We start from the raw sequence: 24813 nt of genomic DNA, 5'->3' as shown, positions 1-24813 counted from the left end.
GCCGCCGGCGCCGCCGCCGGGGCCCTGACCGAGATCGCGGTCTTCGCCCCCATGCGCCGCCGCAGCCGGGACAACTGGGTCATGAACTCCTTCCTCCTCACCGTCGGCCTGGCCGTGCTCCTTATCAACGGACACCTCCTCATCTTCGGGGCCGACTTCAAGGGCATCGTGCGCTACTGGTCCGGCCCGCCGGTCTCCATCATGGACGTCTTCATCTCCCGGGACCGGCTCTTCGCCTTCCTCTTCTCCCTCGTCGTCATCTTGGCCTTCTGGCTTTTCATGCGGACCACCCGCATGGGGCGCGCCATCCGCGCCGTCTCCCAGGATGAGACCGGCTCCCTCATGGTCGGCATCAACCTCAGCGCCATCCTCATTTTCACCATGGCCCTGGGATGCTCGCTCGCCGCCGTGGCCGGCGCCAGCCTCCTCTTCCTCTACCCCTCCTACCCCACCGTCGGCCTCGAGGCCCTCTACATGGCCTGGTTCATCGTCATCCTCGTGGGCCTGGGCAACATCATCGGCGCCCTCACCGGCGGCTTCATGGTCGCCCTCCTCAAGGTGGTCACCGTCGAATACATCGGCGCCGGATGGGACTTCGTCGTGCCCACCGCCCTCATTATCCTGGTGCTCATCTTCAAACCCAGCGGCATTTTCGGCTCGGAAGTCCGGGGCGTCCTCGACAAATAGACCTCAGGAGGTTAGCGCGTCATGAATCCATTCGACAAACTGCTCAGACAATTGAACCTGACCCCGGCGGGCCTGCTCGGGCTCGCCATCCTGGCGGTCCTGCCCGTTGTCCCGCCCTTCAACCAGGAATACCTGATCCGGTGGCTCATCGCGGCGGCCTTCATCGCCGCCGGCGCCATCGCCTTCGACTTCACCGCCGGGTTCATCAACATCGTCAACTTCGGCTTCTACGCCATCCTGGGGCTGGGCGGCTACACCTCGGCCATCCTCGCCGTGAGCCTCGGCGTGACCCCATGGATCGGCGTCTTCTGCGGCGCCGTCACCGCAGGCCTCCTGGGGCTCCTCACCGGCATGCTGACCCTCCGCCTCCGGGGCATCTTCGCCGCCGTCATGGCCTGGTTCGTCGGCCTCGCCCTCATGGGCCTTGCCACCAAGATGGTCTGGCTCACCCGCGGGCCCCTGGGGCTCCGCACGCCCCGGCTCCTGGAGACCGCCTCCAACGTCCCCTACTACTACCTGATCCTGGGCCTGATGCTCGTCACCTATCTCATCTGCAGCAGGGTCGTCAGCTCCAGGATCGGCATCGCCTTCAAGGCCATCGGCCAGAACATGGACGCCGCCAGGACCTCGGGCATCAATCCGACCTACTACCGGATTCTCAACTTCACCCTTTCGTGCACCCTGGCGGGCCTCCTGGGCGGGTTCTACGCCCACTACTACGGCATCCTCACCCCCGACATCATGCACACGGCAAAGACCGTCGAGGTCCTGGCCGTCGCCTACATCGGCGGCCGCGGCAGCCTCTGGGGCGGGGCCGCCATCGCCTTCCCCTTCATCCTCGCCATGGAGCTCGTCCGCTCGGGCCTCTCCAACCTCCCGGGCCTCAACCTGATCATCTACGGGCTCCTGCTCATCTTCGTCATGATCTATTACCCCGGCGGGTTCGCCAAGTTCTTCGATGTCCATATCCGGCATCCCAAAAACCGCGCCCTCAATTACTTCCTGAACGGCGCCTCGCTGCGGACATGAGCCGCGAAACGCCGCATGCCGGCCGAATGATTGCAGGCGGAAGCCCATGCTGAAAGCGTTGATCATGCATACACCGCGCACGCTGTTGTGCGCTACATTCACTAACAAGGAGATCAAGGAATTATGAAGACACATGCGAGAGCAGTCGTCATCGGAGGCGGCGCCATCGGCGTCAGCGTTGCGTTTCATCTGGCCAAATACGGATGGAAGGATGTCGTCCTCCTTGAAAAACATGAACTGACATCCGGCTCCACCTGGATGGCCGCCGGGAACTGTTCCTTCTTCCACAGCAATTACTACCCCACCCAGGTCAACATGAAAAGCATCGAGATCTACCAGAATCTCGAAAAAGAGACGGGCCAGTCCGTCGGCTGGCACACCACCGGCTCCATCCGGACGGCCGACAACCCCGGCCGCATGCAGGAGCTGGGATACGTCTATAGCATGAACCGCTGTCTGGGGCTCAACGTCGACTGGGTCACCCCCGCGGAGATGAGCAAGCTGCATCCGCTGATGAACGTGGAAGGCTTTCTGGGCGGCCTCTACTGGCCCGACGACGGCGACGTGGATCCCAACGGCATCACCCAGGCCATGGCCATCGGCGCCAAGAAGCACGGCGCCGAGCTCAACACCCACACCCAGGTCACCGGCATCGACCGGACGCCGGGCGGCGAATGGGTGGTCCACACCAGCAAGGGCGACATCACCTGCGAATGGGTCGTCAACGCCGCCGGCCTGTGGGCCCCGCAGGTGGCGGCCATGGTCGGCCTGGAGATCCCGTCCATCGCCGGCGAGCACACCCATATCCTGTTCGAGGCCATCGACGCCGTCGAGAAGAGCCCCACCATGCTGCCCCTGGTCCGCGACCCCGACAGCTCCATCTACATCCGCCAGGAGATGAACAGCCTCATCCTCGGCCTGTATGAAAGCAAGGTCAAGCAGTGGTACCCCGAGGGCGTGCCCTGGGATTACGCCCAGACCGAGCTCCAGCCCGACATCGACCATATCGCGAAATTCATCGAGGCCGGCATTTACCGGTTCCCGATCATGGGCGAGACGGGCTTCAAGCACGTGACCGCCGGCCCCATCACCTATACGCCCAACGGGGATCCCCTGGTCGGTCCGGCCTACCCGCTGAAAAACTTCTTCCACGCCTGCGGCTACAGCTTCGGCATCACCCAGGCCGGCGGCGTCGGCCACTACATTGCCGGCTGGATCATGGAAGGGGAACCGGAAATCGATCTCTGGTCGATGGACAGCAGGCGCTACGGTTCCTATGCCAACTGGGCCTATAACCACGAAAAAATCGAGGACACCTACCCGCGGCTCTACTCGATCATCTATCCCAACGAATGGCGGGCGGCGGCCCGGCCCAACCGGACGAGCCCCATCTATGAGTACCAGAAGCAGGCCGGGGCCTCCTTCGGCGACTATTTCGGCTGGGAATGTCCCAACTATTTCACCGACAATGCGGAAGACCGGTGCGAGATCCCGAGCTGGAAGCGCAACAACACCTTCGATTACGTGGCGGCCGAGTGCCGTCACGCCGCAGCGCATGTCGGCCTCATCGACCTGACCCGGTTCGCGAAAACGAAGATCAGCGGCCCCGGCGCCGAAGCCTGGCTGAACCACATGACCTGCCAGAAGGTGCCGGTCAAGGACGGCCGCATCGCCCTCACCCCCATGCTGAACCGGAAGGGGACCTTCAAGACCGACATGACGGTCACCCGGGTGGGGGACGGGGAATATTTCTGTGTGACGGCGAGCGTCGGCAAGCGCCATGATCAGCACTGGATGATCCAGAATCTGCCCGAAGACGGCTCGGTCCGGATGGAAGACCTGACCTATCGCATGGGATGCTTCGTCATCGTCGGACCCAGGAGCCGGGATCTCCTGCAGAAGGCCGCCTACGCGGATGTGTCCAACGCGGCCTTCCCCTTCGGAACGAGCCGGGAGATCTTCGTCGGCCGCGTCAAGTGCCGGGTCAACCGCATGAATTACGTGGGCGAGCTGGGGTATGAGATTTTTCATCCCATCGAAGCTCAGATCTCCCTCTACGAAACCCTCGCGGCTGCCGGAAAAGAATTCAACTTCAAGATGATCGGCATGTACGCCATGGATTCCATGCGTCTGGAGAAGGGCTACCTGGGGTGGAAGAGCGAGATGAACGTCCACCACTCCCCCCTCGAAACCAACGTGGACTGGACGGTGAAGTGGGACAAGGACTTCATCGGCAAGGAGGCCCTACAGGCCGAGGAGGCCCGGGGCATCGCCCTGAAGCTGGTCTGCATGACCGTCGACGCCGAGGATGCGGATCCGTGGGGCTACAACGGGATCTACAAGGACGGGCGGCGCATCGGCATGACCTCCTCCGGCGGCTACGGCCACCGGGTGGGCAAGAGCCTCGGCCTGGGCTATGTTCCGCCGGAATTCGCATCCCCCGGCACCCGGCTCGATATGGAGATCCTGGGGAAGATGCGCGCGGCGGAGGTGGTCGCCATGCCGCTCTACGATCCCAGGAATGAAAAAATAAAATCCTGATCGTCCAGAGCACCCCCGGCCGCGCGGGGCGGGAACCGCTTCTCCCCGTCCCGCGCCCGGGGGCTTGCATCCGGCGCCGGACCGCGCCGGACCGCACCGGACCCCGGGGAGCCGGCGCCGGAAACACCAAGGCATTCGAAAAAAGAGGAAGATACCATGCAAATCTATGTATGTGTGAAGCATGTGCCGGATACGGCGGCCAACATCAAGGTCGTCGGCGAAAACGGGTATAACGATTCAACGTGCAAGTTCATTGCCAGCCCCTATGACGAATATGCCATCGAGGCCGCCGTCCAGTTGGTCGAAAAGGAAGGCGGCGAGGTGGTGGTGGTGACCGTGGGGCCCGAAGCCGCCGTAGGGACCCTGCGCGGCGCCATGGCCATGGGCGTCCACCGGGGCATCCTGGTCAAGGTCGAGGGCCAGTTCCTCGACAGCGGCATCACCAGCCAGGCCCTCAAGGCGGCCATCGAGAAGGACGGCAAGCCCGATCTCATCTTCACCGGGAAGGGCTCGGTGGACACGGAGGGGTTCCAGACCCAGTACCGCCTGGCCGCGGCCATGAACCTGCCGGTGATCAACGAGGTGATGCGGCTCACCGTGGGCGGCGGCAAGGCCGTCGCAGAGAGGGAGATCGGCGCCGGCTCCCGGGAGGTGCTGGAGGCCCCGACGCCCTGCATCCTGGGGGCGACCAAGGGCCTGAACGAGCCCCGCTACCCGAAATTCCCGGACATCATGAAGGCCAAGAAGAAAGAGATCAAGCAGTTCACCCTGGCCGACCTGGGGATCGACGCCGCCGGGGCCGGGACGGAGCTTCTCAAGCTGGAAGCCGTTCCGGAGCGCTCGGGGGCCAGGATCCTCGAAGGCGCCACCCGCGACCGGGTCGCGGAACTCATCCGGATCCTGAAGGAAGAAGAAAAGGTCTTATAGCCACCAACCAATACGAGGCCCTTTCGGCATGAAGGGCCGGGGAGAATCATCCAATGGCCAATATAGGAGTGTTGATCGAGATCGAGGGCGGCGAGCTGAAGAGCACGAACTTCGGTGTCCTCACCGCCGCGTCCGAACAGGGGAAAAACGATGTCTACGCCATCGTGATGTCGGGGGCGGCCGACGCCGTCAAGGATGAACTTGCAGCCTACGGCGCGGGCAAAATCGTGGCGGCTGCGGGCGAGGGGATCGAGAAGAGCCCGGACCTCCAGGCGGCGGTGCTGGCCGCGGCCATCCGGGAATATTCCCTTGCGGGCGTCCTGGGCCTGGCCAGCGCCCGGGGCAGGGACATCTTCGCCCGCCTGGCCGCCGCCGTGAACCTGCCGCTGGCCGCCGACTGCGTGGCGGTGAATTTCGCGGAAAAAACCGTGCGCAAGTCCCATTTTTCCGGCAAGACCGTGGCCACCATCCGCCTGAACGCGGATGTTCTGCTCGCGGCCATCCGACCCAACGCCGTGGAGCCTGTCAAGACCCCCGTGACGGCGGAAATCCTGAATTTCGCGCCATCGGTGCCGGACCCGGGCCGGGTCCGGATCGTGGAGACGAAACTGGCCGGCACGGACCGGATGGACCTCACCGAAGCAGCCATCATCATTACCGGCGGCCGCCCCATCGGCTCGGCCGAGAACTATAAAATCCTCGAGGAATGTGCTTCGGCCCTGGGATCTGCGGCTGTCGGGGCCTCCCGCGCCGCCGTCGATGCCGGGTTCGCGCCCCATTCCAAGCAGGTCGGCCAGACCGGAAAAACCGTGAGCCCCAAGCTTTACATCGGATGCGGCCTGTCCGGCTCGGTCCAGCATTTTGCCGGGATGAAGACCTCCAAGGTCATCGTGGCCATCAACACGGACAAGGATGCGCCGATTTTCGAGAAATGCGACTACGGCATCATCGGCGACCTGTTCGAGATCGTCCCCGAACTGACCCGGGCGTTGAAGGAAAAGTAACCCGTCGACTCCGCCCCTGGGCGGGCGCCGATCGCGGCCCGGCATCCGGGTCAGGCCGTGCCGTGATCTTTTTCGAGACCCGCATGCCGGGCGAGGGGCCGGGGCCCCGACCGGACATGCCGTCGCAACTGGAGTGTGCCATGCAAAGCTACATCCTCGTCAAATCCTTCATCATGCTGTCGGCCCTCGGGGCCGCGTTCACCATCTTTTACCAGAAGGTCAAACGCCTCTACCGCCTGATGATGGCGGTGGACGGCAAGACCGAATTCAAGCTGGACCGCGTCTGGGACCGCGTCAGGATCATCTTCACGGATGTCCTGGGCCAGTCCAACGTGCGGCGGAAACTGCTTCCCGGCCTGTCCCACATGCTGATCTTTTTCGGGTTTCTGGCGGTTCAGCCCCATTCCCTGGAGCTCATGGTCAAGGGGGTCATTCCGGTCTTTGACGTGGCCCACCTGGCCCCCGGCCTTTACGGCGCTTACCTCTATGCGGCCGACATCCTGGCGTCGCTGGTGCTGGCGGGGTTTGCCTACGCCGTCTACCGGAGGGCCCTCGTGCGCCCCGGGTACCTGACCATGGGGATCGACGCCAGCCTGATCATTCTGTTCACCTGCGTCATCATCGTGACCTTCCTGCTCATCAACGCCTTCCAGACCCTGATGCCGTCAACCTTCGACTATGCCGCCGTGCTGCCCGTGTCGGGCGCCCTGGCCGCCTTCCTGGGGCTGGGCGGGCTGACCCCGCAGCAGGTGTTCATCGGCTACGAGGCAAGCTACTGGATCCATATGGCCACCATCCTGGGGTTTCTGGTCTACATCCCCGGGTCGAAGCACCTCCACCTCCTGGCGGCGGCGCCCAACGTGTTCCTGAAGCCCCTCCGGCGGGAAAAAGCCATGGTCCGGACCGACATCGAAAACGAGGCGGCGGAGAGCTTCGGCCTGGGCAAGGTGAACGACCTCAACTGGAAGAACGTGCTGAACCTCTACGCCTGCACCGAGTGCGGGCGGTGCGAGGAGCAGTGCCCGGCGTCCGCCACGGGCAAGCCCCTGTCGCCCAAGAAGATCATCCACGATATCAAGATCGACCTGTTTGCGCACGCCGACCCGATCCTGTCGGGCTACAAAGAGAGCATCCGGCCGATCCTGCGGGAGGGCTCCCCCGTCACCGACGACGTGATCTGGTCGTGCACCACCTGCCGGGCCTGCGAGGACATCTGCCCGGTCAACATCGAGCAGCTCGATTTCATCATCGAGACCCGCAAGCACCAGGTCCTGATGGAGGCCAATTTCCCGCCCGAAATGCAGGAGACCTTCACCAACCTGGAGAACCAGGCCAACCCGTGGGGCTTCTCGGCCGACACCCGGGCCGATTGGGCCAGGGGCATGGACGTCCCCCTCATGAGCGACCGGCCCGAGGCCGAGGTCCTCTGGTATGTGGGGTGCGCCGGCGCCTTCGACGACCGGGGCAGGAAGATCTCCAGGGCACTGGCCCGGGTGATGCAGCGCGCCGGGGTCGATTTCGCGATTCTGGGGCCCGAGGAGGCCTGCAACGGCGACCTGGCCCGAAGGTCCGGCAACGAGTACCTGGCCCAGATGCTCATCCAGCAGAACGTCGAGGTGTTCAACCAGTACAGCCCCAAAAAGATCGTCACCGGGTGCCCCCACTGCTTCAACATCATCAAGAACGAGTTCCCGCAGTTCGGCGCATCGTACCCGGTGGTCCACTACACCGAGTTCCTCTTCGACCTCCACCGGCAGGGGAGGCTCGTACCCAACGGCAGAAGCCTGGGGGATCTCACCTTTCACGACTCCTGCTACCTGGGTCGCTGGAACGGCATCTACACGGCCCCGCGGAACCTGCTGTCGAGCATGAACGGCGGCGGGCGTCTGGTGGAACTGAAACGGCACGGCGACAAGGGATTCTGCTGCGGCGCCGGCGGCGGGCGCATGTTCATGGAGGAGACCATCGGCAAGCGCATCAATACCGACCGCGCCGAGGAGATCGTGGGCGCGGGCGTGGCGACCGTGGCGGCCGCATGCCCCTTCTGCGCCACCATGCTGGCCGACGGCCTCATGGAGACCGGGGCCGCGGTGGAGGTCAGGGACATTGCTGAAATCATAGACGAAGCCACGGCATAAGCGGCGGCCTCGGGAGGAACCCATGACGCTGGAAGAAAAAATCATCGGCATCCTGAAGGATGCCGGGATCCCGTATGAAATTTTCGAGCACGAACCGGTCTACACCAACCCGGCCATGGCCCTGGCCCTGAACGTCTCCGAGGCCGAGACCGTGAAATCGCTGGTGGTGGTGACCAAGGAAAAAGAGATGGTCGTTCTGGTGCTGCCGGGCGACAAAAAGGTGGACTGGAAAAAGGCGGCGGCCGGCATCGGCACCAGGAAGGTCTCCTTCGCCAAACCCGAAGAGGTGGCCTTGAAGGTCGGCTGCGAGGTGGGATGCGTCCCGCCCTTCGGGCAGTTGACCGACCTGCCGATTTTCATGGATGCGGAGCTGACGAAAAAGGACCATGTCTATTTCAATCCCGGTGTCCACGACAAATCGTTCAAAATCAGGGCCTGGGACCTGAAAAAGGTCTGCAATCCGAAAATCGTCTGATGAGCCTTCCGGGGCGGCGCGTCGACGGCCGCCCCGGAAGGCCCCTTCTCCGGTTTTGGTGGAACGCGGTGGATCTGTCGATTTATCCGTGAACCGGCCGGCCCGCGGCCTTCAAAGCGGTTTCCAGCAGGATCTCCGCCAGGGTGGGATGGGCGTGGATGGTATCGGCGATGTCCCCGACGGTGGCGCCCATCTTGATGGCCAGGGTCGCTTCGGCGATGAGGTCGGTGGCGTGGGGTCCGATGATATGGACCCCCAGCACCCTCCCGGTATCCGCGTTTGAAACGATCTTGGCCTGACCGGAGATCTCGCCCATGACCTGGGCCTTGCCCAGGGTCCGGAACAGGACGGAGTCCGCCCTGACCGGAAGGCCATCCGCCCGGGCCTGGGCTTCGGTGAGCCCCACATCGGCCACCTCGGGCGTGGTGAAAATGGCGCCCGGGACGAGAGGGTAATGCATGCGTTTTTCGCCCCCCATGGCGTTTTCCGCGGCGATCTCTCCCTCGGTGGACGCCACGTGGGCCAGCATGACCTTGGCCGGTCCGAGAATATCGCCGATGGCGAAAACGTTCGGCGCGGAGGTCCGCATCGCGTCGTCGGCGATGATCCATCCCCGATCGTCGGTCCGGACCCCGATATTCTCGAGGCCGATGGCCCCTGAATTGGGCTTTCGGCCGATGCAGACAAGCATTTTTTCGACCTCGGCCGAGATAGGCTTCCGGTCTTTTTCCGCGGGCGATTCCAGAAACGGCGACGGGCCGATGGTCACCCGGAGCCCGCTATCGGTCTTTTCATAACCGGTGACGGTCTTGTCGACCATGAAGGCGATCTTCTTCTTTTTCATCTCCCGCTGAAGGGTCTTGGAACAGGCCTCGTCCACGGACGGCAGGGGCAGGAGCCGCGGCATGGCCTCGACCACCGTCACTTTTGCTCCCAGGCCCGAGAGCATGCAGGCGAACTCGCACCCGATGACGCCGCCGCCGACGATGAGGATCGATTCGGGCACCGCCGTGAGCGAGAGGGCGTGGTTGCTCGAGAGGATCCGTTCCCCGTCGAAGGGAAGGGCGGGGATGTTGAGAGGCTCGGTTCCGGTGGCGATGATGAGCCGGTCCCAGGCCACGTCGATATCCGCCTCCTCCGTGCGGCGCACGGTCGCAAGGCCCGGCTCTTTGACATGGGCGTCGCCCGGAATGTGGCGGATTTTATGATGCTTGAGCAGATCGAGGATGCCCTTGGCCTGGGTGGCCAGAATCTCGCTTTTCCGGGCCATGAGCCGGGCCATGTCGACCCGGGGGAGCGTGTCGACCTGGATGCCGAAGGTCGCGGCCCGGTGGAAGTCCTCCAGAACCGCCGCCGTCCGGATCATGATCTTGGACGGGATGCACCCCCAGTTGAGGCAGGTGCCGCCGACGGTCTCCCGCTCGATCACCGTCACCTCCGCCCCGAGCTGCGCGGCGCGCACCGCGGCCACATATCCGCCCGGACCCGCGCCGATAATGGTTATTCGTGTTGCCATACGCCCTCCTTGTCTCCCAATGGGTTTCAGCCGCACTCGCTGGATTTGACGAACAAGATATCCGGATACATATACGATTTTGGCGAAATTATCAAATTTAATAAAAACGAAGCAAAATTTTTTATCATATGCAAAGCAAGATAAAATAATATTGACATATACATCAATCTAAACCAATATGCGACTCAAGAGCCCCCCGATAACGAAACCAAACAGCATCGCACAAAGGACGTCACCGGTAATCGCGTTGCCCATGGTCCATCCTGCTGCCGCTTGCCGCCGCATCCAGCAGGGGCAACCACGCAATTACCTTTTCCCAACACGCTAAGGAGAAAAACCATGGAAAGTCATTCCAAGAAAACCCTTCTTCACGCTTGGCATATCTCACATGGTGCCAACATGGCCGATTTCGGCGGCTATGAAATGCCCTTGTGGTATGCATCCGCGAAAAACGAGCACCTGGCGGTGTTGACCCATGCGGGGGCATTCGACACCAGCCATATGGCATGCCTCCTGGTGTCCGGCGAGGACGCGCTCCGGCTCTTGCAGCAATGCTTTTCCAACGATATGGCGGCCTGCATCGGGTCGGAGAAAAAAGCGCTTTTCCCGGGCCGATGCGTCTACGGCGCCTTCCTGAACGAAAAAGGGGAGGTCATCGACGACGCCATCGTCTTCCATCTCGCGGCGAACGAGTACATGATCGTTGTCAATGCGGGCATGGGGGCGCCCGTGGCGGCCCACCTTGCGGCCCATGCGGGGGGGGCGGATGTCCGGATCATCGACCTGACGGACCGCCTGGGGAAAATGGATGTCCAGGGCCCCCTGGCGGCCAGGGTGGTGCGGAAGATCCTGAAATCGCCCGATGCCGTATTCGACCGGATGACCTATTTTTCCTTCAAGGGGCATTTCGATGCGGCGTCGCCCCTGGCTGATGCGGTAAGGCTTGCTGACGGGACCCCCATCCTGCTCTCCCGGACCGGGTACACCGGCGAGTTCGGGTTCGAGATCTTCATCGCCCCCGGGCAGTTTGCGGGGTTATGGGAGAAGGTGATCCATGCCGGCGGGGAATTCGGGCTTACGGCCTGCGGTCTTGCGGCCCGCGACTCCCTGCGCGCCGGCGCCGTGCTTCCCCTGTCCCACCAGGATATCGGCCCCTGGCCCTTTCTCAACACCCCCTGGTCCTTCGCCCTCCTCTACGATGCCTCGGGCAGAGGGTTCACCAAATCCTTCATCGGCGACCAGGCCTTGGCCGCCGTGGCGAATCCGGAATTCACCTACCCCTTCGCCGGCTTCGACCTCAGAAAGGTCACCCTTCCGGCGGCGGTTCTGGATGCGGGGGGCGCCGAAATCGGCACGGTCCTCACCTGCGCCACCGACATGGCCATCGGGCGCCACCAGGACCGGATCTACAGCATCGCCAGCCCGGACAGGCCCGAAGCCTGCCGGATCAAGGGGCTCTGCTGCGGTTTTGTCAAGGTGAAACGCCCCCTGGCCCCCGGCGCCGTGCTGACACTCAAGGACGCCCGTCGGGCGGTCCAGGTCCTCGTCGAGGAAAACATCCGGCCGAACCGCACGGCGCGGAAACCCATGAAAGAGATGCTCTGAACCGGCGTCGCCGCTGCCGGCGGCCCATACCGTCGAAATATGAAAACCCAACCGCCATACGGCACCGTTTATCGACAACCGATCATCCACAGAGAAGGAGGGAATCATGGCCAAAGAACTTAATGAAATCATTCTGAAAGACGGCTACAGGTATGCGAAAGACCATGAATGGGCAACCAAAACAGGAAATACCGTCAAGATCGGCATCACGGACTATGCCCAGGACCAGTTGGGGGATATCGTTTTCGTCGAACTGCCCGAGGTGGACGCGGAACTGGGGAAAGGCGACGAGTTCGGGACCCTGGAGTCGACCAAGGCCGTATCCGAACTCTACATGCCCATGGGGGGGCGGATCGTCGCCGTCAACACCGGTCTGTCGGACGATCCGGAGCGGGTCAACAAATCGCCTTATGACGACGGCTGGATGATCGAAATCGCGCCGACCGACTCGGCCGAGTTCGACGCCCTGATGGACAAGGACGCCTATCTCGATATGCTGAAAGGATTGTAATCCATGAGATATCTACCGCACACCCATGAAGACGTTGTTGAAATGCTTCAGGTGGTCGGGGCGGCGACCCTGGATGATCTCTTCTCATCCATCCCCGAAGACTGCCGCTTCAAGGGGGAGCTGGACCTGCCGCCCGACATGACCGAGTGGGAGCTTGCCGAGCATATGGCGGCCCTGGCCGGACGGATGGCCAGCCCGCCGGAATACCGGGTGTTTGTGGGCGCCGGCAGCTACAGCCACTACATTCCGGCATCGGTGCCGTATCTCCTCTCCCGGTCCGAATTCTGCACCGCTTACACGCCCTATCAGCCCGAAATCAGCCAGGGGACCCTCCAGGCCATCTTCGAGTATCAGACCCTGACCGCGCGCCTGCTGGGCATGGAGGTGGCCAACGCCTCCATGTACGACGGCGCCTCCGCCCTGGCCGAGGCCCTGCTCATGGCGATCCGGATCGAGCGGGGGAAGAAGACCGCCGTGGCCGTGTCGAAGCTGATCCACCCCCACTACCGGCAGGTGGTTCGAACCTATTTCGAGCCGACCGGCTACAAGATCGTCGAACTCCCCTACCTGCCCGACGGGTCCACGGACCTGTCCGCCCTCGACGGCATCGACAGCCTGGCCGCCGTCGCCCTTCAGTCGCCCAATTTCTTCGGTTGCGTTGAAGATCTCCAGGCGGCAGGCGACAAGGCCCACGCCCTGAAGGCCCTCTCCGTGATCTGCTTCACCGAGCCGCTGGCCTACGGCCTGTTCAAGAACCCCGGAAGCCAGGGGGCCGACATCACCTGCGGCGAGGGTCAGAGCCTGGGCATCCCCCAGTCCTTCGGCGGCCCCGGACTCGGCATGTTCGCGTCCCTCAACAAATACGTGCGAAACATGCCCGGGCGCCTCATCGGCCAGACCACCGACCGTGACGGCAAGCGGGGGTTCGTGCTGACCCTCGCCACGCGGGAGCAGCACATCCGCCGGGAGCGGGCCACCTCCAACATCTGCTCCAACCAGGGTCTCTGCGCCACCATGTCCACCATGTACATGGCCTCGGTGGGGGGCACCGGCATCCGCCGGCTGGCCCGCCTCAACCGGGACAAGTCGGAATACCTGAAATCGGAGCTGAAACAGGCCGGCCTCCGGATCCCCTTCGACCGTCCGGGCTTCAACGAGTTCGTCGTTGAATTTCCCAAGGGGTTTGAATCCACTTACAAGAAACTGGTCGGCAGGAAGATCGTTGCGGGAATCCCCCTCGAATGCCACTATCCGGAACTGGCCGGCCACTATCTCCTGTGCGCCACCGAGACCCACCGCAAGGCCGATATGGATGCACTGGTAAAGGAGGTGACGTCATGACCGAACGCGCAGGCACCACCGGCCTGATTATGAACGAACCCCTGCTCTGGGAAAAGAGCAAGAAAGGCCGCTGCGGCATCTCCATCCCTGAATCCGATGTGGCGGCCGCGCCCCTGGACGCATCATTCGCGGGAGACGGCCCGGATTTTCCGGACCTCTCCGAGGTGGATGTGGTCCGGCATTTCACCCGGCTTTCCCAGTGGAATTTCGGCGTGGACACCGGCATGTACCCTTTGGGCTCCTGCACCATGAAATACAACCCCAAGATCCACGAGAAGATCGCCGCCCTGCCGGGGTTTGCCGGCGCCCATCCCATGCTGCCGCCGGACCTGGCCCAGGGCACCCTCAGGATCATGTATGAGCTGGAGCGGTTCCTCTGCGAGATCACCGGCATGGACGCCACGACCGTGCAGCCCGCCGCCGGCGCCCACGGGGAGCTGACCGCCATGCTGCTCTTCTACGCCTATCATAAGCGCAAGGGCGAAAAGCGGACGAAGATCCTCATCCCGGACACGGCCCACGGCACCAACCCGGCCTCCGCCTCCCTCTGCGGATACGCCTCCATCCCCGTGGCCTCCGGCGAGGACGGCGTCCTCTCCGTCGAGGCGGTGGAGGCCCTCATGGACGAAGAGACGGCCGGCATCATGGTGACCAACCCCAACACCCTGGGGCTCTTCGAGGAGAACATCCGGAAGGTGGCCGAGGTTGTCCACGCCAAAGGCGGCCTCGTCTACGGCGACGGCGCCAACATGAACGCCGTCATGGGCGTCGTCAAGATGGGCGAGATCGGCATCGACGCCATCCACCTCAATCTCCACAAGACCTTTTCCACCCCCCACGGCGGCGGCGGTCCGGGCGCGGGGCCTGTGTGCGTCAGGAAGCACCTGGAACCCTTCCTTCCCGTGCCGCGGGTGGTCAAGAACGGCGAGATCTACGCCCTCCAGTACAACCGGCCTGACAGCATCGGGAAGGTCCACGCGTTCCACGGCAATTTCGGCATCCTGATCCGGGCCTACAGCTACATCCTGAGCATGGGCAGGCACCTCAAGACGGCCAGCCAGCACGCCGTCTTGAGCGCCAACTATATCAAGGAAAAGCTGAGGGGCGTCCTCCACCTCCCCTATGACCGCCCCTGCATGCACGAATGCGTCTTCACCGACAAAAACCAGGAGGATTACAAGATCACCACCCTGGATATGGCCAAGCGCCTCATGGACTACGGCTTCCACCCGCCGACCATCTATTTCCCGCTGGTGGTCCACGGCGCCATCATGATCGAGCCGACCGAAACGGAGCCCAAGGAGAATCTCGACCAGTTCATCGAGGCCTTCAAGGCCGTCGTCCAGGAAGCCGCGGAAACCCCCGAGCTGCTGCGGGAGGCGCCCACGATCCCGAAGGTGCGGCGGCTGGACGAGGCCACGGCGGCCCGGAAACCCTGCCTATGCGGATAGGGAAATGTTCGACATCAACGATGGAGGGATGAATGGAAAAGCGCTTTATCATGACAGCCTTCGGCACGGACCGCCCGGGAATCGTCGCGGACGTGACCGAGGTGCTTTTTGAAACCGGGTGCAACCTGGAAGACACCACCATGACCCGCCTGGCGGACGAGTTCACCCTGATCCTGCTGTTTACGGGCCAGGGAGACGATCTTGAACAGACGCTCCACATGGCCTGCCGTCGGCTGGAGCGGGAAAAGAACATCTCGGCCTTCCTCAGGGTCCTTCCCGAGGCCGCCCCCCGCATCCCCCCCACGGGGAGCCTTCGGAAGGTGCGCGTCGAGGGGCTGGACCAGGCCGGCATCGTTTACAAAATCAGCCGTTACCTGGCGAATCAGCAGGTCAATATCGAGAGCCTGACCTCCAAGGTCCGCCCCTCTCCGGAAAGCGGCGTCGACCTCTACAGCATGGAGATGATCGTCCTGATCCCGGAAACAACGGCCGTCGAGGCCATTGACCGGGGGCTGGACCGCATCGCCAACGAATTGAACGTGGATATCTCCTTCCGATAAGCCCCTTGCCGGCCGCCGCCCCTGCGCCATCCGCATCGGCGGCGGCCGCTTCCCCGGTATGCCGGGGAAAAAACCAACCCTCTGCGGGGAGGCTCCTTTTTTTGCTTTACAAATGGGCGGCCACGATGAATGATCCGGGAGGCCGTGAGGATGCATGAGCCGATGCTCCCGCATCCTCATCCATTCAATCATCCATGATTTTACCGCAAGCAGCCATGAACGCCCATCACACCGAAGATATGCCGCCCCCGGGCCAGGTCCCGGCGGACCCCGCGGCGTGCAAGCCTTTGCCGATGTCCACCGCGCCGAACGCCCTCGCCGAGCGGATCAAGGAGCTGAACTGCCTTTACGGCATCTCCAACCTCCTGGAAAATCAGGACGTATCCCTGTCATGGATCATGCAGCGCGCCGTTGACCTGATTCCAGCCGCCTGGCAGTATCCCGACAACGCCTGCGCCCGTATCCGGCTCGACGCAGAGGTGTATACCTCAAAGCATTTTACCCCGACGCGCTGGCGCCAGAACAGCAGCATCCTGCTGAACGGCAGCCACGTGGGCGACGTGGAGGTCTTTTATATCCAGGCCCCGCCGGAGGGCGACGGCGGAACCTTTCTGGAGGAGGAGGAGCGTTTGCTGAGGGCCATCGGGGAGAGGTTGAGCAAGGTGGTCTGGCTCAAACGCGCCGAGGAGGCGCTCAAGGAAAGCGAGGAGCGCTATCGCGTGCTGACCGAACAGGTCGACGAAGGGGTGACCCTTGTGCAAAATGCCCGCTTTTATTATGTAAACCCGGCATTCTGCAAAATCTTCAATGTCCCTTCCCCGGAGAAGATGGCCAATGGGTGGGTGCACAGCCCTCCCGCGGGGGATGCGGATGAGATTGCACGGCTCTACGAGGCCGTCTCGGGCGACGTCATCACGGGCAGGGTCGAGGCCCTCCACCGCCTTGCGCGATCGGAAAAGACCTGCTGGATACAGGTCTGCCACAGCCCGATCACCTTCAGGGGGCAGCCCGCAATGCTCTCGACATTCAAGGACATCACGGAGATCAAGGAGCAGCAGATGGCCGCACAGCGCGCGGCGGACCTGCTGAACGATGAAAACCGGGTTTTGCGATCCTCGCTGAAGGAGCGGTATCGCCTGGGGGATATTCTCGGCCGCTCATCGGCCATGCAGGAGGTCTATGAGCTTATCCTGAAGGCGGCGGCAACGGATGCGAGTGTTGCCATATTCGGAGAATCCGGGTCCGGAAAGGAGCTGGTCGCCCACGCCATACACAACCACAGCGCCAGAAAGCACAATCGGTTCATCGCGGTGAATTGCAGCGCAATCCAGGAATCCCTCTTCGAGCGGGAATTTTTCGGCCATCGCAAAGGCGCTTTTTCCAGCGCCCACGCGGATGCCCCGGGCTATCTGGACATGGCCGACGGCGGCACCCTCTTTCTGGATGAAATCAGCGAACTGACCCTCAACATGCAGGCAAAGCTGCTGCGGGCCATTGAAGGGGGCGGATACCGGCCCGTGGGCGGCATGGAAACCTTGTCGCCCGATTTCCGGATGATATCGGCTTCCAATGTGGCTCTGAACGAAAAGGTCCATGGCGGAAAAATGCGCAGCGATTTTTTCTACCGCATCCAGGTGATCCAGATTCAACTGCCGCCGCTGCGCCACCGGAAGCAGGATATCCCCCTGCTGGTGGAGCACTTCCTGCGCAACATGAAAACCCCTTCCGGCACCGCAAGGGTCCCCGGGGGCATCATGGACATTCTCACGGAATATGACTGGCCCGGCAACGTCCGGGAACTGCGCAATGTATTGCAGCGGTATGTCACCCTGGGCGCCATCGAATTCCTTTCCCCCGATCCAGAAGTCAGAAGGGAAGCGGTCCCCGCGGAATTACATCTCCGCGAAGCGGTTCAGCACCTGGAAAAGTCCCTGATCTCAAAGGCGTTGCGCCAGGCGGGCGGCAACCGGACCCGGGCCGCCGCCCTCCTGGGCATATCTCGAAGAGCGCTTTTCCGCAAGATATCCACGCCGGGAGTGCCATAAGCGCCCATGCCGGGCGAAACCGCACACAATAAACAAAAAAACAATAACAATTAGTTACGCCGATATCCGGTTCCATGCGGGCGCTTTTTGCCCATTCCGGGAGGGTGCGGGCGCAGATTCATTTGCAGGATTTGAACATGTTATCAACCGGTTAGATCCATGTGCCCGGGGTGGCATTGCTTTTGCTTTATACAAACCCGAGGAAAAGAGGTTCGCGCAACAGCATCCCCATTGCGATGCGTGGATGGATAAAATTGACGGTTTCGCAAAAAGGCCGATATCTGCGTTATGTTTCACCCCTCGTCACTGAGGCGTACTGTAAGTGCTTTTCATTCTTAGGGATTCGCAAGCCTTGATCTCGGCCTTTTTTTGCGAAACCGTCTGGAAATCGACCTTTTGCGAACGCATCAAAAATCGCCTTTGGAGTCATTCGCTGTGGAACTCGTAAAAAACAACGCTTCCGGAAAATATTTTGTCGTGCTTGACGATACCGGAGAGGATGAATTTCTGGTCATTACACCTGAAGGAAAGGTCAAGCGCCTTGAGCGGCGCCTGTTTGGCCCCCGGAATATCGTTGACCCCAAGAAGACGATGCGGGTTCGCCATCTCACCCCAACACAAATTGATAAGTATTCGGAATATCTTGATGAATAAAGACCGCGAAAATGGGTATCCGGGCAATGCAGATGCGGATCGATTGAAAGCTGTTTGACAGGGACCATTCAAAAAGAGGAATACGGAAATGAAGCAAGATCCCTTTGGAAACCTTACCGATTGGGGAACCGTTCTGGATCTCTTTGACAAGCTGGGGGAGAACGGCAATTTGGCGGACTGTCAGTCCGGCCTGGTGCGGATACTGCGATACAAGGGAAACTGGCGGCTTCGCGAGGAGGCCCTGAAACGAATCGGAACGATCCGGAATCCATGCGGGGAGCTGATTTCCCAGGTCGTCACGATCCTGGCCGACGACAACATTTACTACGACGCCAGAATTCTTGCGAGCGAGGCGCTGATTCAGCTAATGAAAAACGGCCAGGGCGGTTTTCCGTGTGAAATCAACCTCGACGTCCGAAAAATCGCCGAAAAGCTCAGTTCGACGCCGCAACCCCCCTTCTTTGCCGCCGCCCTCAAGAACCTGTATGCGGAGGTTGCGCCGCCGGGCATGTCGGCGAATTGACCCGTCCCGCCCGGAGCATGGGCGGCCTTTTTCAGCGTATCCCGCGGATGCGCGCTGACGGCGGCCTCTGCTTCCAGGCTGCTGGGGGCTGACTTTTTTTCAAAGACGATTCATTCAAACATGAGGCTATCATTGCTGGACGGACTCAACGAACACGGACTGTATCGATCAGAGTATCTCACCCTGAGAGACATTCTCAAAAAAGACAAACCGGTGCTGCGATGCGAAGCTCCGGATGATTCCGCGGCCGCCGTAAAGGGCAGGCCGGCGGTGAAATGCCTCGACGCCGACAGCGGGTTGTGCGTGAACTGCGGTGACAACCATATCTGCAGGCTCCCATCCTTTGGCAATAATGTCATCTATTGCGAAGAGTATGTTTAGGATCCCCAGCCCTGCCCTCTGAATTCCCCCTGCGGTGCGGGCCCGTTCCCAAGGGCATCCGGGAGGGTATTTCCGCCCGTTTTCCGTTCTCGGACCGCGTTGGTCCTCCCTGTTCCTCACCATGACCCCGGCAGGGGAAGACCCTGCCGGGTCGCCCGGTGATTGACGAACATCCCCCCGATACTTATTTTCCTCGGCATCAGTGGTTTGTCCTGTCATGCAGGAATCCATTTTGAGGGCAACATTCAAGAGAAAAAGGAGACATCATCATGAATTCTGTTTACGCTGCAGTGATCGCCGCGGTGCTGGCCCTGCCGGTCGGGGTTTGGGCCGGATCCGATGCCGGCCATGGCGCCATGACGGGCGGGATGGATCTGAAGAAATACGACGTCAGGTTCAACAGCCTCGATGCCAGCAGAGACGGGGCGTTGAGCTGGGAGGAGTACAACGCCCATTTCAAGGATCCGGACCGTAAGGTCTTTGACGCCCTGGATACCGACGGCAGCGGCGCCGTCGAGCAGAAGGAATGGCACAATTTCAAGGCAGCCCACGGCATGGCGGGCCCTGCCCAGGGCGGCAAGGGCAGTTATCACCAGGGCGAGCTTCCTGACCCCGCCCCGTATATGATCCACATGGGCGACATTGACAAGGACGGAGACGACTCCCTCTCCTGGGAGGAGTTCAACGGGCATTTTCCGAAAGCGGAAAAGTCGGTCTTCGAGGCCATTGATATCAACGGGGACAGCAGCATCAGCCACGACGAATGGCACGAATTCAAAACCGCCCACGGCAAGGGGGAAGACTACCACCACAAGTCCGGCGGATAAGGGGCCCGGCCGGTGAAGCGCATGTCACGGCGCCTGGTCCCGGGTGCCGTTTTCTATACCTGGGCGCCCACCGTGATGCGGCTGCTCACACAGGCCTGGCAGGAGCCGGACCGGACCCTGGCCGCGTCCGAAAGGGACAGGACGCCCGTGATCCCGGAGGGATCGTCCCGAAAGACGAAGATGCGGTGGACCTGGGAAAAGATGAGCTTGCGGATGGCGGCCTCCAGGTATTCCGACTCGCCGCAGGAGCGCACCGGAGCGGTCATGATGGTCCGGGCCGGGGCCTCGGGGTCGCAGCCGTGCCGGTAGGCCAGGGCCAGGTCCGTTTTGGAGACGACGCCCGAGGCCGCCCCCCTCTGGTCGGTGATGAGGACGGCGCCCATCCGGTACTCCGAGAGCCCCTCCATGACCTGCAGGAGGGAGTCATTCTCCCCGTGGGACCGGACCGACGCGGTCATGACGTCCTTGACCTGAAACCGCAGCACGGGATCGACGCCGGCCCTGTCGGCCCGCCGGAGCCGGCTGTATTTGCATTCGTGGCAGTACTGGTAGAGGATGCCCACGATGTCGGGATAGGCGATCACCCCCGCGGCCCCGCGTCCCTCCCCCTGGACATACAGCCGGTAGACGCCGTGATGCCGCATCTGCTCCAGGGCGGCCTCCAGCGTATCCTCCATGCGGCAGAAGAGCGGGGGGGAGATCATGATGTCCCCCGCCGGAAGATCGACGGGCAGGCCGGCATAGTAAGCGCCCATGATGTCGGTCTTGGAAACCACCCCCAGGGGGGACATGGCCTCGCCGGTGATCAGCAGGGCGTTCACCTTGAACTTGATCATCCGGTTGATGCAGTCCGACAGGCCGGCCTCCCGGGGAAGCGAGATCACCTGACGCCGCATGGTCTCCCGGACGGTCAGTTCCGACAGGATGGTGTTCGTCTGAATGATGGCCATGGTGCCTCCCGTGCTACATCATTTTGTCAACCAGGTGGTAAAACAGATCGGACACATAGACGATGCCCTCGATCCTGTCGTCGCGCACCACCGGTATCCGGCGGATGTGCTTCTTGATCATGATGTCGAGCACCGACAGGAGGTGGGTCTCGGGGGAGATCGAGATGACCTCGGTGGTCATGATGTCGCCCACGAGGATGGTCTTTGCCCGGTCGCAGGCGTCATCCACCAGACCGACGATATCCACGTCGTCCATGGCGCCCCAGATATGGACATGCTTGGGCTGAATGAACAGCAGGATGTCGTACATGGAGAGCATGCCGACCAATCGGCCGCTCCCGTCGGTGACCAGCATCCCGAAGATTTTTCTTCCCTCGTCCTCGGTCGCCTGCTTGAACCGCTTGACCGCCTCGGAGATGGGCATGTCCGGGGCCAGGGTATGAAAGCGGGGGGTCATTACGTCTTTGGCGGTGATGTTCATGGAAGGCTCCTGTCGTGTGATATCGAGGTGAGGCCAAACGGTTGGAGATTACCAGAATCGCCCGTCGCTGTCAAACCCTTGAGCAAAAATCCATATCAATTTTAAATGATTATGGTGAAACCCCACGGCTGGAACCTTGCCATCTGGAGCGGGGGCGACATAATTCTTGCGGCGGGCGCGATCTTTATATAAGGTCTCAGACCGGAACCGTGATACACTATAACCATACAAAATTCCCGAATCCGGGAATTTTTTCAAGGAGGATGATAATGGCCATCGAGACCAAGGACCAATTTCTGGAAAGAATGATGATGCAGGAGAAGCCCAACTGCCCCCACTGCAATCAGTTGATGAGCGTCTGGGAGGTGCCGCCCATCAACTTCAGCGACGGTCTGGGGTGGGGTGCGCCCTACCTGTTTGTCTGCTTCAACGACGACTGCTCCCTATATAAGGACGGGTGGCAGAACATAGAGGAGAACTACGGCCATCTCGCCTCATACCGCTGCATCTGCTATCTCGGGGAAAAGAACTTCGAGTGCATGCCGGTCTTCAGCGCCGTCGGGGGTACCGGCCAGGTCATCGACGACCAGGTCATGCTCCAGGAGGAGGTGCTCAAGGAGAACATCAAGAAAGGGTTTTCGATTCTGGCCGACTGCTACGTCAACCAGAACACCATCGAGATCCTCAGGCTGCTGCTCGACTCGGGCCAGCCGGCCCGGGTCCGCCTGAAGGCGGCGGAGATGATGGGTGACATCGGCCCCGTGGAGGCCGTCGATGCGCTGAAAACCGCCCGGTTCGGCAACGAAAAGCTCCAGGAGGAGGTGCTCAAGGCGGTGAGGAAGATCCATGAGCGTCATTTCACCCGCGAATGCCCGTTCTGTGCCGAGATCATCAAGAGCCGGGCAAAAATCTGCAGGCACTGCGGCAAGGAGGTGGCCGGCGAATAAACCCCGCCGCCAAATCCCTTTCCTATGGCGTCATCAGAGATCCGGAAGACGGCGTTCGCCCCGCGGGGGCTGATGAAAAACGCCCATGTGCAATCGATTGCTGCCAGCATCAAGCTGCGGCGCCCGCTGGTCCGCTGCCGTGCACGGCGGTTCCTCGATCGCTCCCGGACGCACGTCCTGGATTGCGGAGCGGGTGTCCGGCTCCAGGGCGAATACACCGCCCATGGGGGCCGCGGCCGGAATATCGTCGTGCTGATCCACGGCTGGGAGGGCAGCAGCGATTCGGTCTACATGATCTCCGCCGCCTCGCGGCTCTTTGACCGGGGGCTCGATATTTTCAGGCTCAACCTCCGGGACCACGGACCGACCCACCACCTCAACCCCGGTCTCTTCCACTCCTGCCGGATCGATGAAGTCGTCGGCGCGGTCGCGGCCGTTCAGGAAAACTTCCCCCACCGGCGGCTCTTCCTGGGCGGCTTCTCCCTGGGCGGCAATTTCGCCCTGAGGACGGCGGCCCGGGCCCCGGGGGCGGGCATTTCCCTGCACCGCGTGGTCGCGGTCAGCCCGGTTCTGAACCCGGTCCGGACCATGGCGGTCCTCGAATTCGGGCCGCGGATCTACCATGACTATTTTATGAGAAAATGGCGACGCTCCCTCCAGATCAAACACCGATATTTTCCGGAATCGGAGGGCCTGGACAATCTTTTTCGTCTGAAGACCCTGGGGGAGATGACCGCCTATTTCGCGCCGCGGCATACGGGGTATCCCAATGCCCGGTCTTATCTGAACGGGTATTCCCTGCTGGGCGACACCCTCAGGACCCTGGAGGTCTGCTGCCACATCATCGCAAGCGATGACGACCCGGTGATCCCGGCCGTCGATCTCCTGCGGCTGCCGGCATCCGATCGGCTTGTCATCGAGCGGACGCCCCGCGGGGGTCATTGCGGATTTTTCGAAGGCCTGAACCTCGAAAGCTGGGCCGTCACACGGATGGCCGACATCTTCGAGGGGCCGGAAAGGGCGCCCTGTCGTTAGGCCCGTCTGTCGGGGGATGCCGGGAAATGCTCCCATCCTGCGGGGGGAAGGGGCGTGACGGAGCCGTCTCGGGCGACCTCCATGCGCCCGCCGCCGGTCATCTCGCCGATGGGGTGGAGGGGCCGGTGGAACCGGGCTTCGAACGCCCTGGCGAGGGCCGCGGCTTTTCCCGGGTCCACGGCGCACGCCAGCACATAATCCTCCCCGCCGGCCAGGGCGTATGCCACCGGGTCGAAGCCGAGCCTCCGGCAGAAGTGCGCCAGGTTTGGGGAGAGGGGGAGGCCACCGGCGTCGATGCGGACGCCCAGTCCGGAGGCCCGGGCCACGTGTACGAGATCGGAGCTGAGCCCGTCGCTCACGTCAATGGCGGCGCGGACCGCCCCGGATTGGGCCAGGAACCGCCCCTCCGCCAGGTGGGGCCGCGGCCGGTGATGGGCGCGGATGAGGGCCGCCAGTGCCTCTTCGTCCGCCGGAAGCCGGTTGAGGATCAGGTGGAGGCCGGCCCGGCTGTCGCCGACCGCGCCGGTGACGAAAAGCCGGTCTCCCGGACGGGCGCCGCCGCGCCGGAGCATCTCTTTTTCATGAACCGACCCGACCACGGCGACATTGATGATCAGGTCGGCCCGGGAGGCGGTGGTGTCCCCCCCCAAAATGTTGACGCCGAAGGCCGTTGCCAGGGACGTCATCCCCCGGTACATCCCCTCGACATACTCGAGGGCCAAGCCCCCGGGAACGGCGATGCTCACGAAGGCCTCCCGGGCTGTGCCCCCCATGGCGGCGATGTCGCTCAGGTTGACCGCCAGGGCCTTGTGCCCCAGATCCTCGGGGGAGGCGGCGTCCCTCAGGAAATGGACCCGCTCCACCAGGAGGTCGGTGGTGACGAGGGTCACCTCGCCCTCGGGCACGACAAAAGCTGCGGCGTCGTCGCCGATGGCCACCGCCACGCCCTCGGGCCGGACCAGGCACGCCCCCTGGATCCGCCGGATGAAACCGAACTCGCCGACATCCCTGAAGTCGGTCATGGCCCCTCGATCCTGGCCCCCGTGCGGACCTGGTCCGGGGTTACGGTGTAGAGCGCATCCAGCAGCCGAATCATGAAGGTGCCGGGGCCGTCGGACGCGGCGCCGGCGATCTCGCCGGCCAGGCCGAAAACGGCAAGGCCGGTCGCGGCGGAGGTCACCGGGT

23 protein-coding genes are annotated in these 24813 nt (G+C 62.4%); 19 read left to right on the top strand and 4 right to left on the bottom strand.

Going from position 1 to position 24813, the window contains the following annotated elements; translation table 11 throughout:
- The 7 genes from ACEW8N_RS03600 to ACEW8N_RS03570 form a co-directional block, all read left to right on the top strand.
- Window positions 1-687, top strand: a 687-nt coding sequence (locus tag ACEW8N_RS03600; protein WP_373498433.1) for a branched-chain amino acid ABC transporter permease, incomplete at its 5' end; no start/stop codon positions are given.
- A gap of 21 nt (window positions 688-708) precedes the next feature.
- Window positions 709-1716, top strand: coding sequence for a branched-chain amino acid ABC transporter permease (locus ACEW8N_RS03595; RefSeq protein WP_373498432.1), 1008 nt, complete (start codon window positions 709-711; stop codon window positions 1714-1716).
- 123 nt (window positions 1717-1839) lie between these two features.
- Window positions 1840-4257, top strand: coding sequence for an FAD-dependent oxidoreductase (locus ACEW8N_RS03590; protein WP_373498431.1), 2418 nt, complete (start codon window positions 1840-1842; stop codon window positions 4255-4257).
- A 156-nt stretch (window positions 4258-4413) separates the two neighbouring features.
- Entirely contained in the window at window positions 4414-5184 is a 771-nt protein-coding gene (locus ACEW8N_RS03585; protein ID WP_373498430.1) for an electron transfer flavoprotein subunit beta/FixA family protein, read from the top strand.
- 53 nt (window positions 5185-5237) lie between these two features.
- A complete protein-coding gene (locus ACEW8N_RS03580) occupies window positions 5238-6188 on the top strand; it encodes an electron transfer flavoprotein subunit alpha/FixB family protein (protein ID WP_373498429.1) in 951 nt (316 codons plus the stop codon).
- 140 nt (window positions 6189-6328) lie between these two features.
- Window positions 6329-8326, top strand: coding sequence for a (Fe-S)-binding protein (locus tag ACEW8N_RS03575; protein ID WP_373498428.1), 1998 nt, complete (start codon window positions 6329-6331; stop codon window positions 8324-8326).
- 22 nt (window positions 8327-8348) lie between these two features.
- Complete coding sequence (locus ACEW8N_RS03570; RefSeq protein ID WP_373498427.1) at window positions 8349-8801, top strand: aminoacyl-tRNA deacylase; 453 nt, start codon at window positions 8349-8351, stop codon at window positions 8799-8801.
- 82 nt (window positions 8802-8883) lie between these two features.
- Here the strand turns inward: ACEW8N_RS03570 and lpdA are convergent, their stop codons facing one another.
- Window positions 8884-10317, bottom strand: a complete 1434-nt coding sequence (gene lpdA / locus ACEW8N_RS03565) for a dihydrolipoyl dehydrogenase (protein WP_373498426.1) — start codon at window positions 10315-10317, stop codon at window positions 8884-8886.
- Between the two features lie 339 nt (window positions 10318-10656).
- Here lpdA and ACEW8N_RS03560 point away from each other — a divergent pair, with 339 nt between their 5' ends.
- The 10 genes from ACEW8N_RS03560 (at window position 10657) to ACEW8N_RS03515 (ending at window position 20215) form a co-directional block, all read left to right on the top strand.
- Window positions 10657-11922 carry an aminomethyltransferase family protein gene (locus ACEW8N_RS03560; protein ID WP_373498425.1) on the top strand — a complete coding sequence of 422 codons (1266 nt, stop codon included), beginning with the start codon at window positions 10657-10659 and terminating at the stop codon, window positions 11920-11922.
- 106 nt (window positions 11923-12028) lie between these two features.
- Window positions 12029-12433, top strand: coding sequence for a glycine cleavage system protein GcvH (gene gcvH, locus ACEW8N_RS03555; RefSeq protein ID WP_373498424.1), 405 nt, complete (start codon window positions 12029-12031; stop codon window positions 12431-12433).
- Between the two features lie 3 nt (window positions 12434-12436).
- Window positions 12437-13774 (top strand): aminomethyl-transferring glycine dehydrogenase subunit GcvPA, encoded by a 1338-nt coding sequence (gene gcvPA, locus ACEW8N_RS03550; RefSeq protein WP_373498423.1) that lies wholly within the window; start codon window positions 12437-12439, stop codon window positions 13772-13774.
- Window positions 13771-15225: an aminomethyl-transferring glycine dehydrogenase subunit GcvPB gene (gene gcvPB, locus ACEW8N_RS03545; RefSeq protein ID WP_373498422.1), complete on the top strand. Its 1455-nt coding sequence runs from the start codon at window positions 13771-13773 to the stop codon at window positions 15223-15225. Before gcvPA ends, gcvPB begins: the two co-directional genes overlap by 4 nt.
- 32 nt (window positions 15226-15257) lie before the next feature.
- Complete coding sequence (locus tag ACEW8N_RS03540; RefSeq protein ID WP_373498421.1) at window positions 15258-15785, top strand: glycine cleavage system protein R; 528 nt, start codon at window positions 15258-15260, stop codon at window positions 15783-15785.
- A 215-nt stretch (window positions 15786-16000) separates the two neighbouring features.
- Window positions 16001-17830 carry a sigma-54 interaction domain-containing protein gene (locus tag ACEW8N_RS03535; RefSeq protein ID WP_373498420.1) on the top strand — a complete coding sequence of 610 codons (1830 nt, stop codon included), beginning with the start codon at window positions 16001-16003 and terminating at the stop codon, window positions 17828-17830.
- A 435-nt stretch (window positions 17831-18265) separates the two neighbouring features.
- The gene (locus tag ACEW8N_RS03530) at window positions 18266-18484 is read left to right on the top strand and encodes a hypothetical protein (protein WP_373498419.1); all 219 of its coding nucleotides are present in this window, start codon (window positions 18266-18268) and stop codon (window positions 18482-18484) included.
- Between the two features lie 88 nt (window positions 18485-18572).
- A complete protein-coding gene (locus ACEW8N_RS03525) occupies window positions 18573-19007 on the top strand; it encodes a hypothetical protein (RefSeq protein ID WP_373498418.1) in 435 nt (144 codons plus the stop codon).
- A 120-nt stretch (window positions 19008-19127) separates the two neighbouring features.
- Window positions 19128-19388, top strand: coding sequence for a hypothetical protein (locus ACEW8N_RS03520; RefSeq protein WP_373498417.1), 261 nt, complete (start codon window positions 19128-19130; stop codon window positions 19386-19388).
- 269 nt (window positions 19389-19657) lie between these two features.
- Window positions 19658-20215: an EF-hand domain-containing protein gene (locus ACEW8N_RS03515; RefSeq protein ID WP_373498416.1), complete on the top strand. Its 558-nt coding sequence runs from the start codon at window positions 19658-19660 to the stop codon at window positions 20213-20215.
- Between the two features lie 53 nt (window positions 20216-20268).
- Here ACEW8N_RS03515 and ACEW8N_RS03510 read toward each other — a convergent pair whose 3' ends face one another.
- The gene (locus tag ACEW8N_RS03510) at window positions 20269-21165 is read right to left on the bottom strand and encodes a cyclic nucleotide-binding/CBS domain-containing protein (RefSeq protein WP_373498415.1); all 897 of its coding nucleotides are present in this window, start codon (window positions 21163-21165) and stop codon (window positions 20269-20271) included.
- A 13-nt stretch (window positions 21166-21178) separates the two neighbouring features.
- Window positions 21179-21646: a CBS domain-containing protein gene (locus tag ACEW8N_RS03505; RefSeq protein ID WP_373498414.1), complete on the bottom strand. Its 468-nt coding sequence runs from the start codon at window positions 21644-21646 to the stop codon at window positions 21179-21181.
- Window positions 21647-21915: 269 nt separating this feature from the next.
- Here ACEW8N_RS03505 and ACEW8N_RS03500 point away from each other — a divergent pair, with 269 nt between their 5' ends.
- Both ACEW8N_RS03500 and ACEW8N_RS03495 read left to right on the top strand, forming a co-directional pair.
- Entirely contained in the window at window positions 21916-22593 is a 678-nt protein-coding gene (locus tag ACEW8N_RS03500; protein WP_373498413.1) for a zinc ribbon domain-containing protein, read from the top strand.
- A 72-nt stretch (window positions 22594-22665) separates the two neighbouring features.
- Window positions 22666-23628 carry a YheT family hydrolase gene (locus ACEW8N_RS03495; protein ID WP_373498412.1) on the top strand — a complete coding sequence of 321 codons (963 nt, stop codon included), beginning with the start codon at window positions 22666-22668 and terminating at the stop codon, window positions 23626-23628.
- Here the strand turns inward: ACEW8N_RS03495 and thiL are convergent.
- Complete coding sequence (gene thiL, locus ACEW8N_RS03490; protein WP_373498411.1) at window positions 23625-24650, bottom strand: thiamine-phosphate kinase; 1026 nt, start codon at window positions 24648-24650, stop codon at window positions 23625-23627. The genes ACEW8N_RS03495 and thiL overlap by 4 nt on opposite strands.
- Window positions 24651-24813: the final 163 nt, after the last annotated feature.

The organism is Desulfococcus sp., assembly GCF_041737845.1.
Taxonomy (GTDB): domain Bacteria; phylum Desulfobacterota; class Desulfobacteria; order Desulfobacterales; family Desulfococcaceae; genus Desulfococcus.
Note: the sequence above shows the minus strand (reverse complement) of the source record. Positions and strands in the feature narration are given on the sequence as shown.

What these genes read in the sequence shown, in the direction of transcription:
- ACEW8N_RS03595 (WP_373498432.1), top strand. Translation starts at nt 709, where the DNA reads ATGAATCCATTCGACAAACTGCTCAGACAATTGAACCTGACCCCGGCG.
- ACEW8N_RS03590 (WP_373498431.1), top strand. Translation starts at nt 1,840, where the DNA reads ATGAAGACACATGCGAGAGCAGTCGTCATCGGAGGCGGCGCCATCGGC.
- ACEW8N_RS03585 (WP_373498430.1), top strand. Translation starts at nt 4,414, where the DNA reads ATGCAAATCTATGTATGTGTGAAGCATGTGCCGGATACGGCGGCCAAC.
- ACEW8N_RS03580 (WP_373498429.1), top strand. Translation starts at nt 5,238, where the DNA reads ATGGCCAATATAGGAGTGTTGATCGAGATCGAGGGCGGCGAGCTGAAG.
- ACEW8N_RS03575 (WP_373498428.1), top strand. Translation starts at nt 6,329, where the DNA reads ATGCAAAGCTACATCCTCGTCAAATCCTTCATCATGCTGTCGGCCCTC.
- ACEW8N_RS03570 (WP_373498427.1), top strand. Translation starts at nt 8,349, where the DNA reads ATGACGCTGGAAGAAAAAATCATCGGCATCCTGAAGGATGCCGGGATC.
- lpdA (WP_373498426.1), bottom strand. Translation starts at nt 10,317, where the DNA reads ATGGCAACACGAATAACCATTATCGGCGCGGGTCCGGGCGGATATGTG.
- ACEW8N_RS03560 (WP_373498425.1), top strand. Translation starts at nt 10,657, where the DNA reads ATGGAAAGTCATTCCAAGAAAACCCTTCTTCACGCTTGGCATATCTCA.
- gcvH (WP_373498424.1), top strand. Translation starts at nt 12,029, where the DNA reads ATGGCCAAAGAACTTAATGAAATCATTCTGAAAGACGGCTACAGGTAT.
- gcvPA (WP_373498423.1), top strand. Translation starts at nt 12,437, where the DNA reads ATGAGATATCTACCGCACACCCATGAAGACGTTGTTGAAATGCTTCAG.
- gcvPB (WP_373498422.1), top strand. Translation starts at nt 13,771, where the DNA reads ATGACCGAACGCGCAGGCACCACCGGCCTGATTATGAACGAACCCCTG.
- ACEW8N_RS03540 (WP_373498421.1), top strand. Translation starts at nt 15,258, where the DNA reads ATGGAAAAGCGCTTTATCATGACAGCCTTCGGCACGGACCGCCCGGGA.
- ACEW8N_RS03535 (WP_373498420.1), top strand. Translation starts at nt 16,001, where the DNA reads ATGAACGCCCATCACACCGAAGATATGCCGCCCCCGGGCCAGGTCCCG.
- ACEW8N_RS03525 (WP_373498418.1), top strand. Translation starts at nt 18,573, where the DNA reads ATGAAGCAAGATCCCTTTGGAAACCTTACCGATTGGGGAACCGTTCTG.
- ACEW8N_RS03520 (WP_373498417.1), top strand. Translation starts at nt 19,128, where the DNA reads ATGAGGCTATCATTGCTGGACGGACTCAACGAACACGGACTGTATCGA.
- ACEW8N_RS03515 (WP_373498416.1), top strand. Translation starts at nt 19,658, where the DNA reads ATGAATTCTGTTTACGCTGCAGTGATCGCCGCGGTGCTGGCCCTGCCG.
- ACEW8N_RS03510 (WP_373498415.1), bottom strand. Translation starts at nt 21,165, where the DNA reads ATGGCCATCATTCAGACGAACACCATCCTGTCGGAACTGACCGTCCGG.
- ACEW8N_RS03505 (WP_373498414.1), bottom strand. Translation starts at nt 21,646, where the DNA reads ATGAACATCACCGCCAAAGACGTAATGACCCCCCGCTTTCATACCCTG.
- ACEW8N_RS03500 (WP_373498413.1), top strand. Translation starts at nt 21,916, where the DNA reads ATGGCCATCGAGACCAAGGACCAATTTCTGGAAAGAATGATGATGCAG.
- ACEW8N_RS03495 (WP_373498412.1), top strand. Translation starts at nt 22,666, where the DNA reads ATGAAAAACGCCCATGTGCAATCGATTGCTGCCAGCATCAAGCTGCGG.
- thiL (WP_373498411.1), bottom strand. Translation starts at nt 24,650, where the DNA reads ATGACCGACTTCAGGGATGTCGGCGAGTTCGGTTTCATCCGGCGGATC.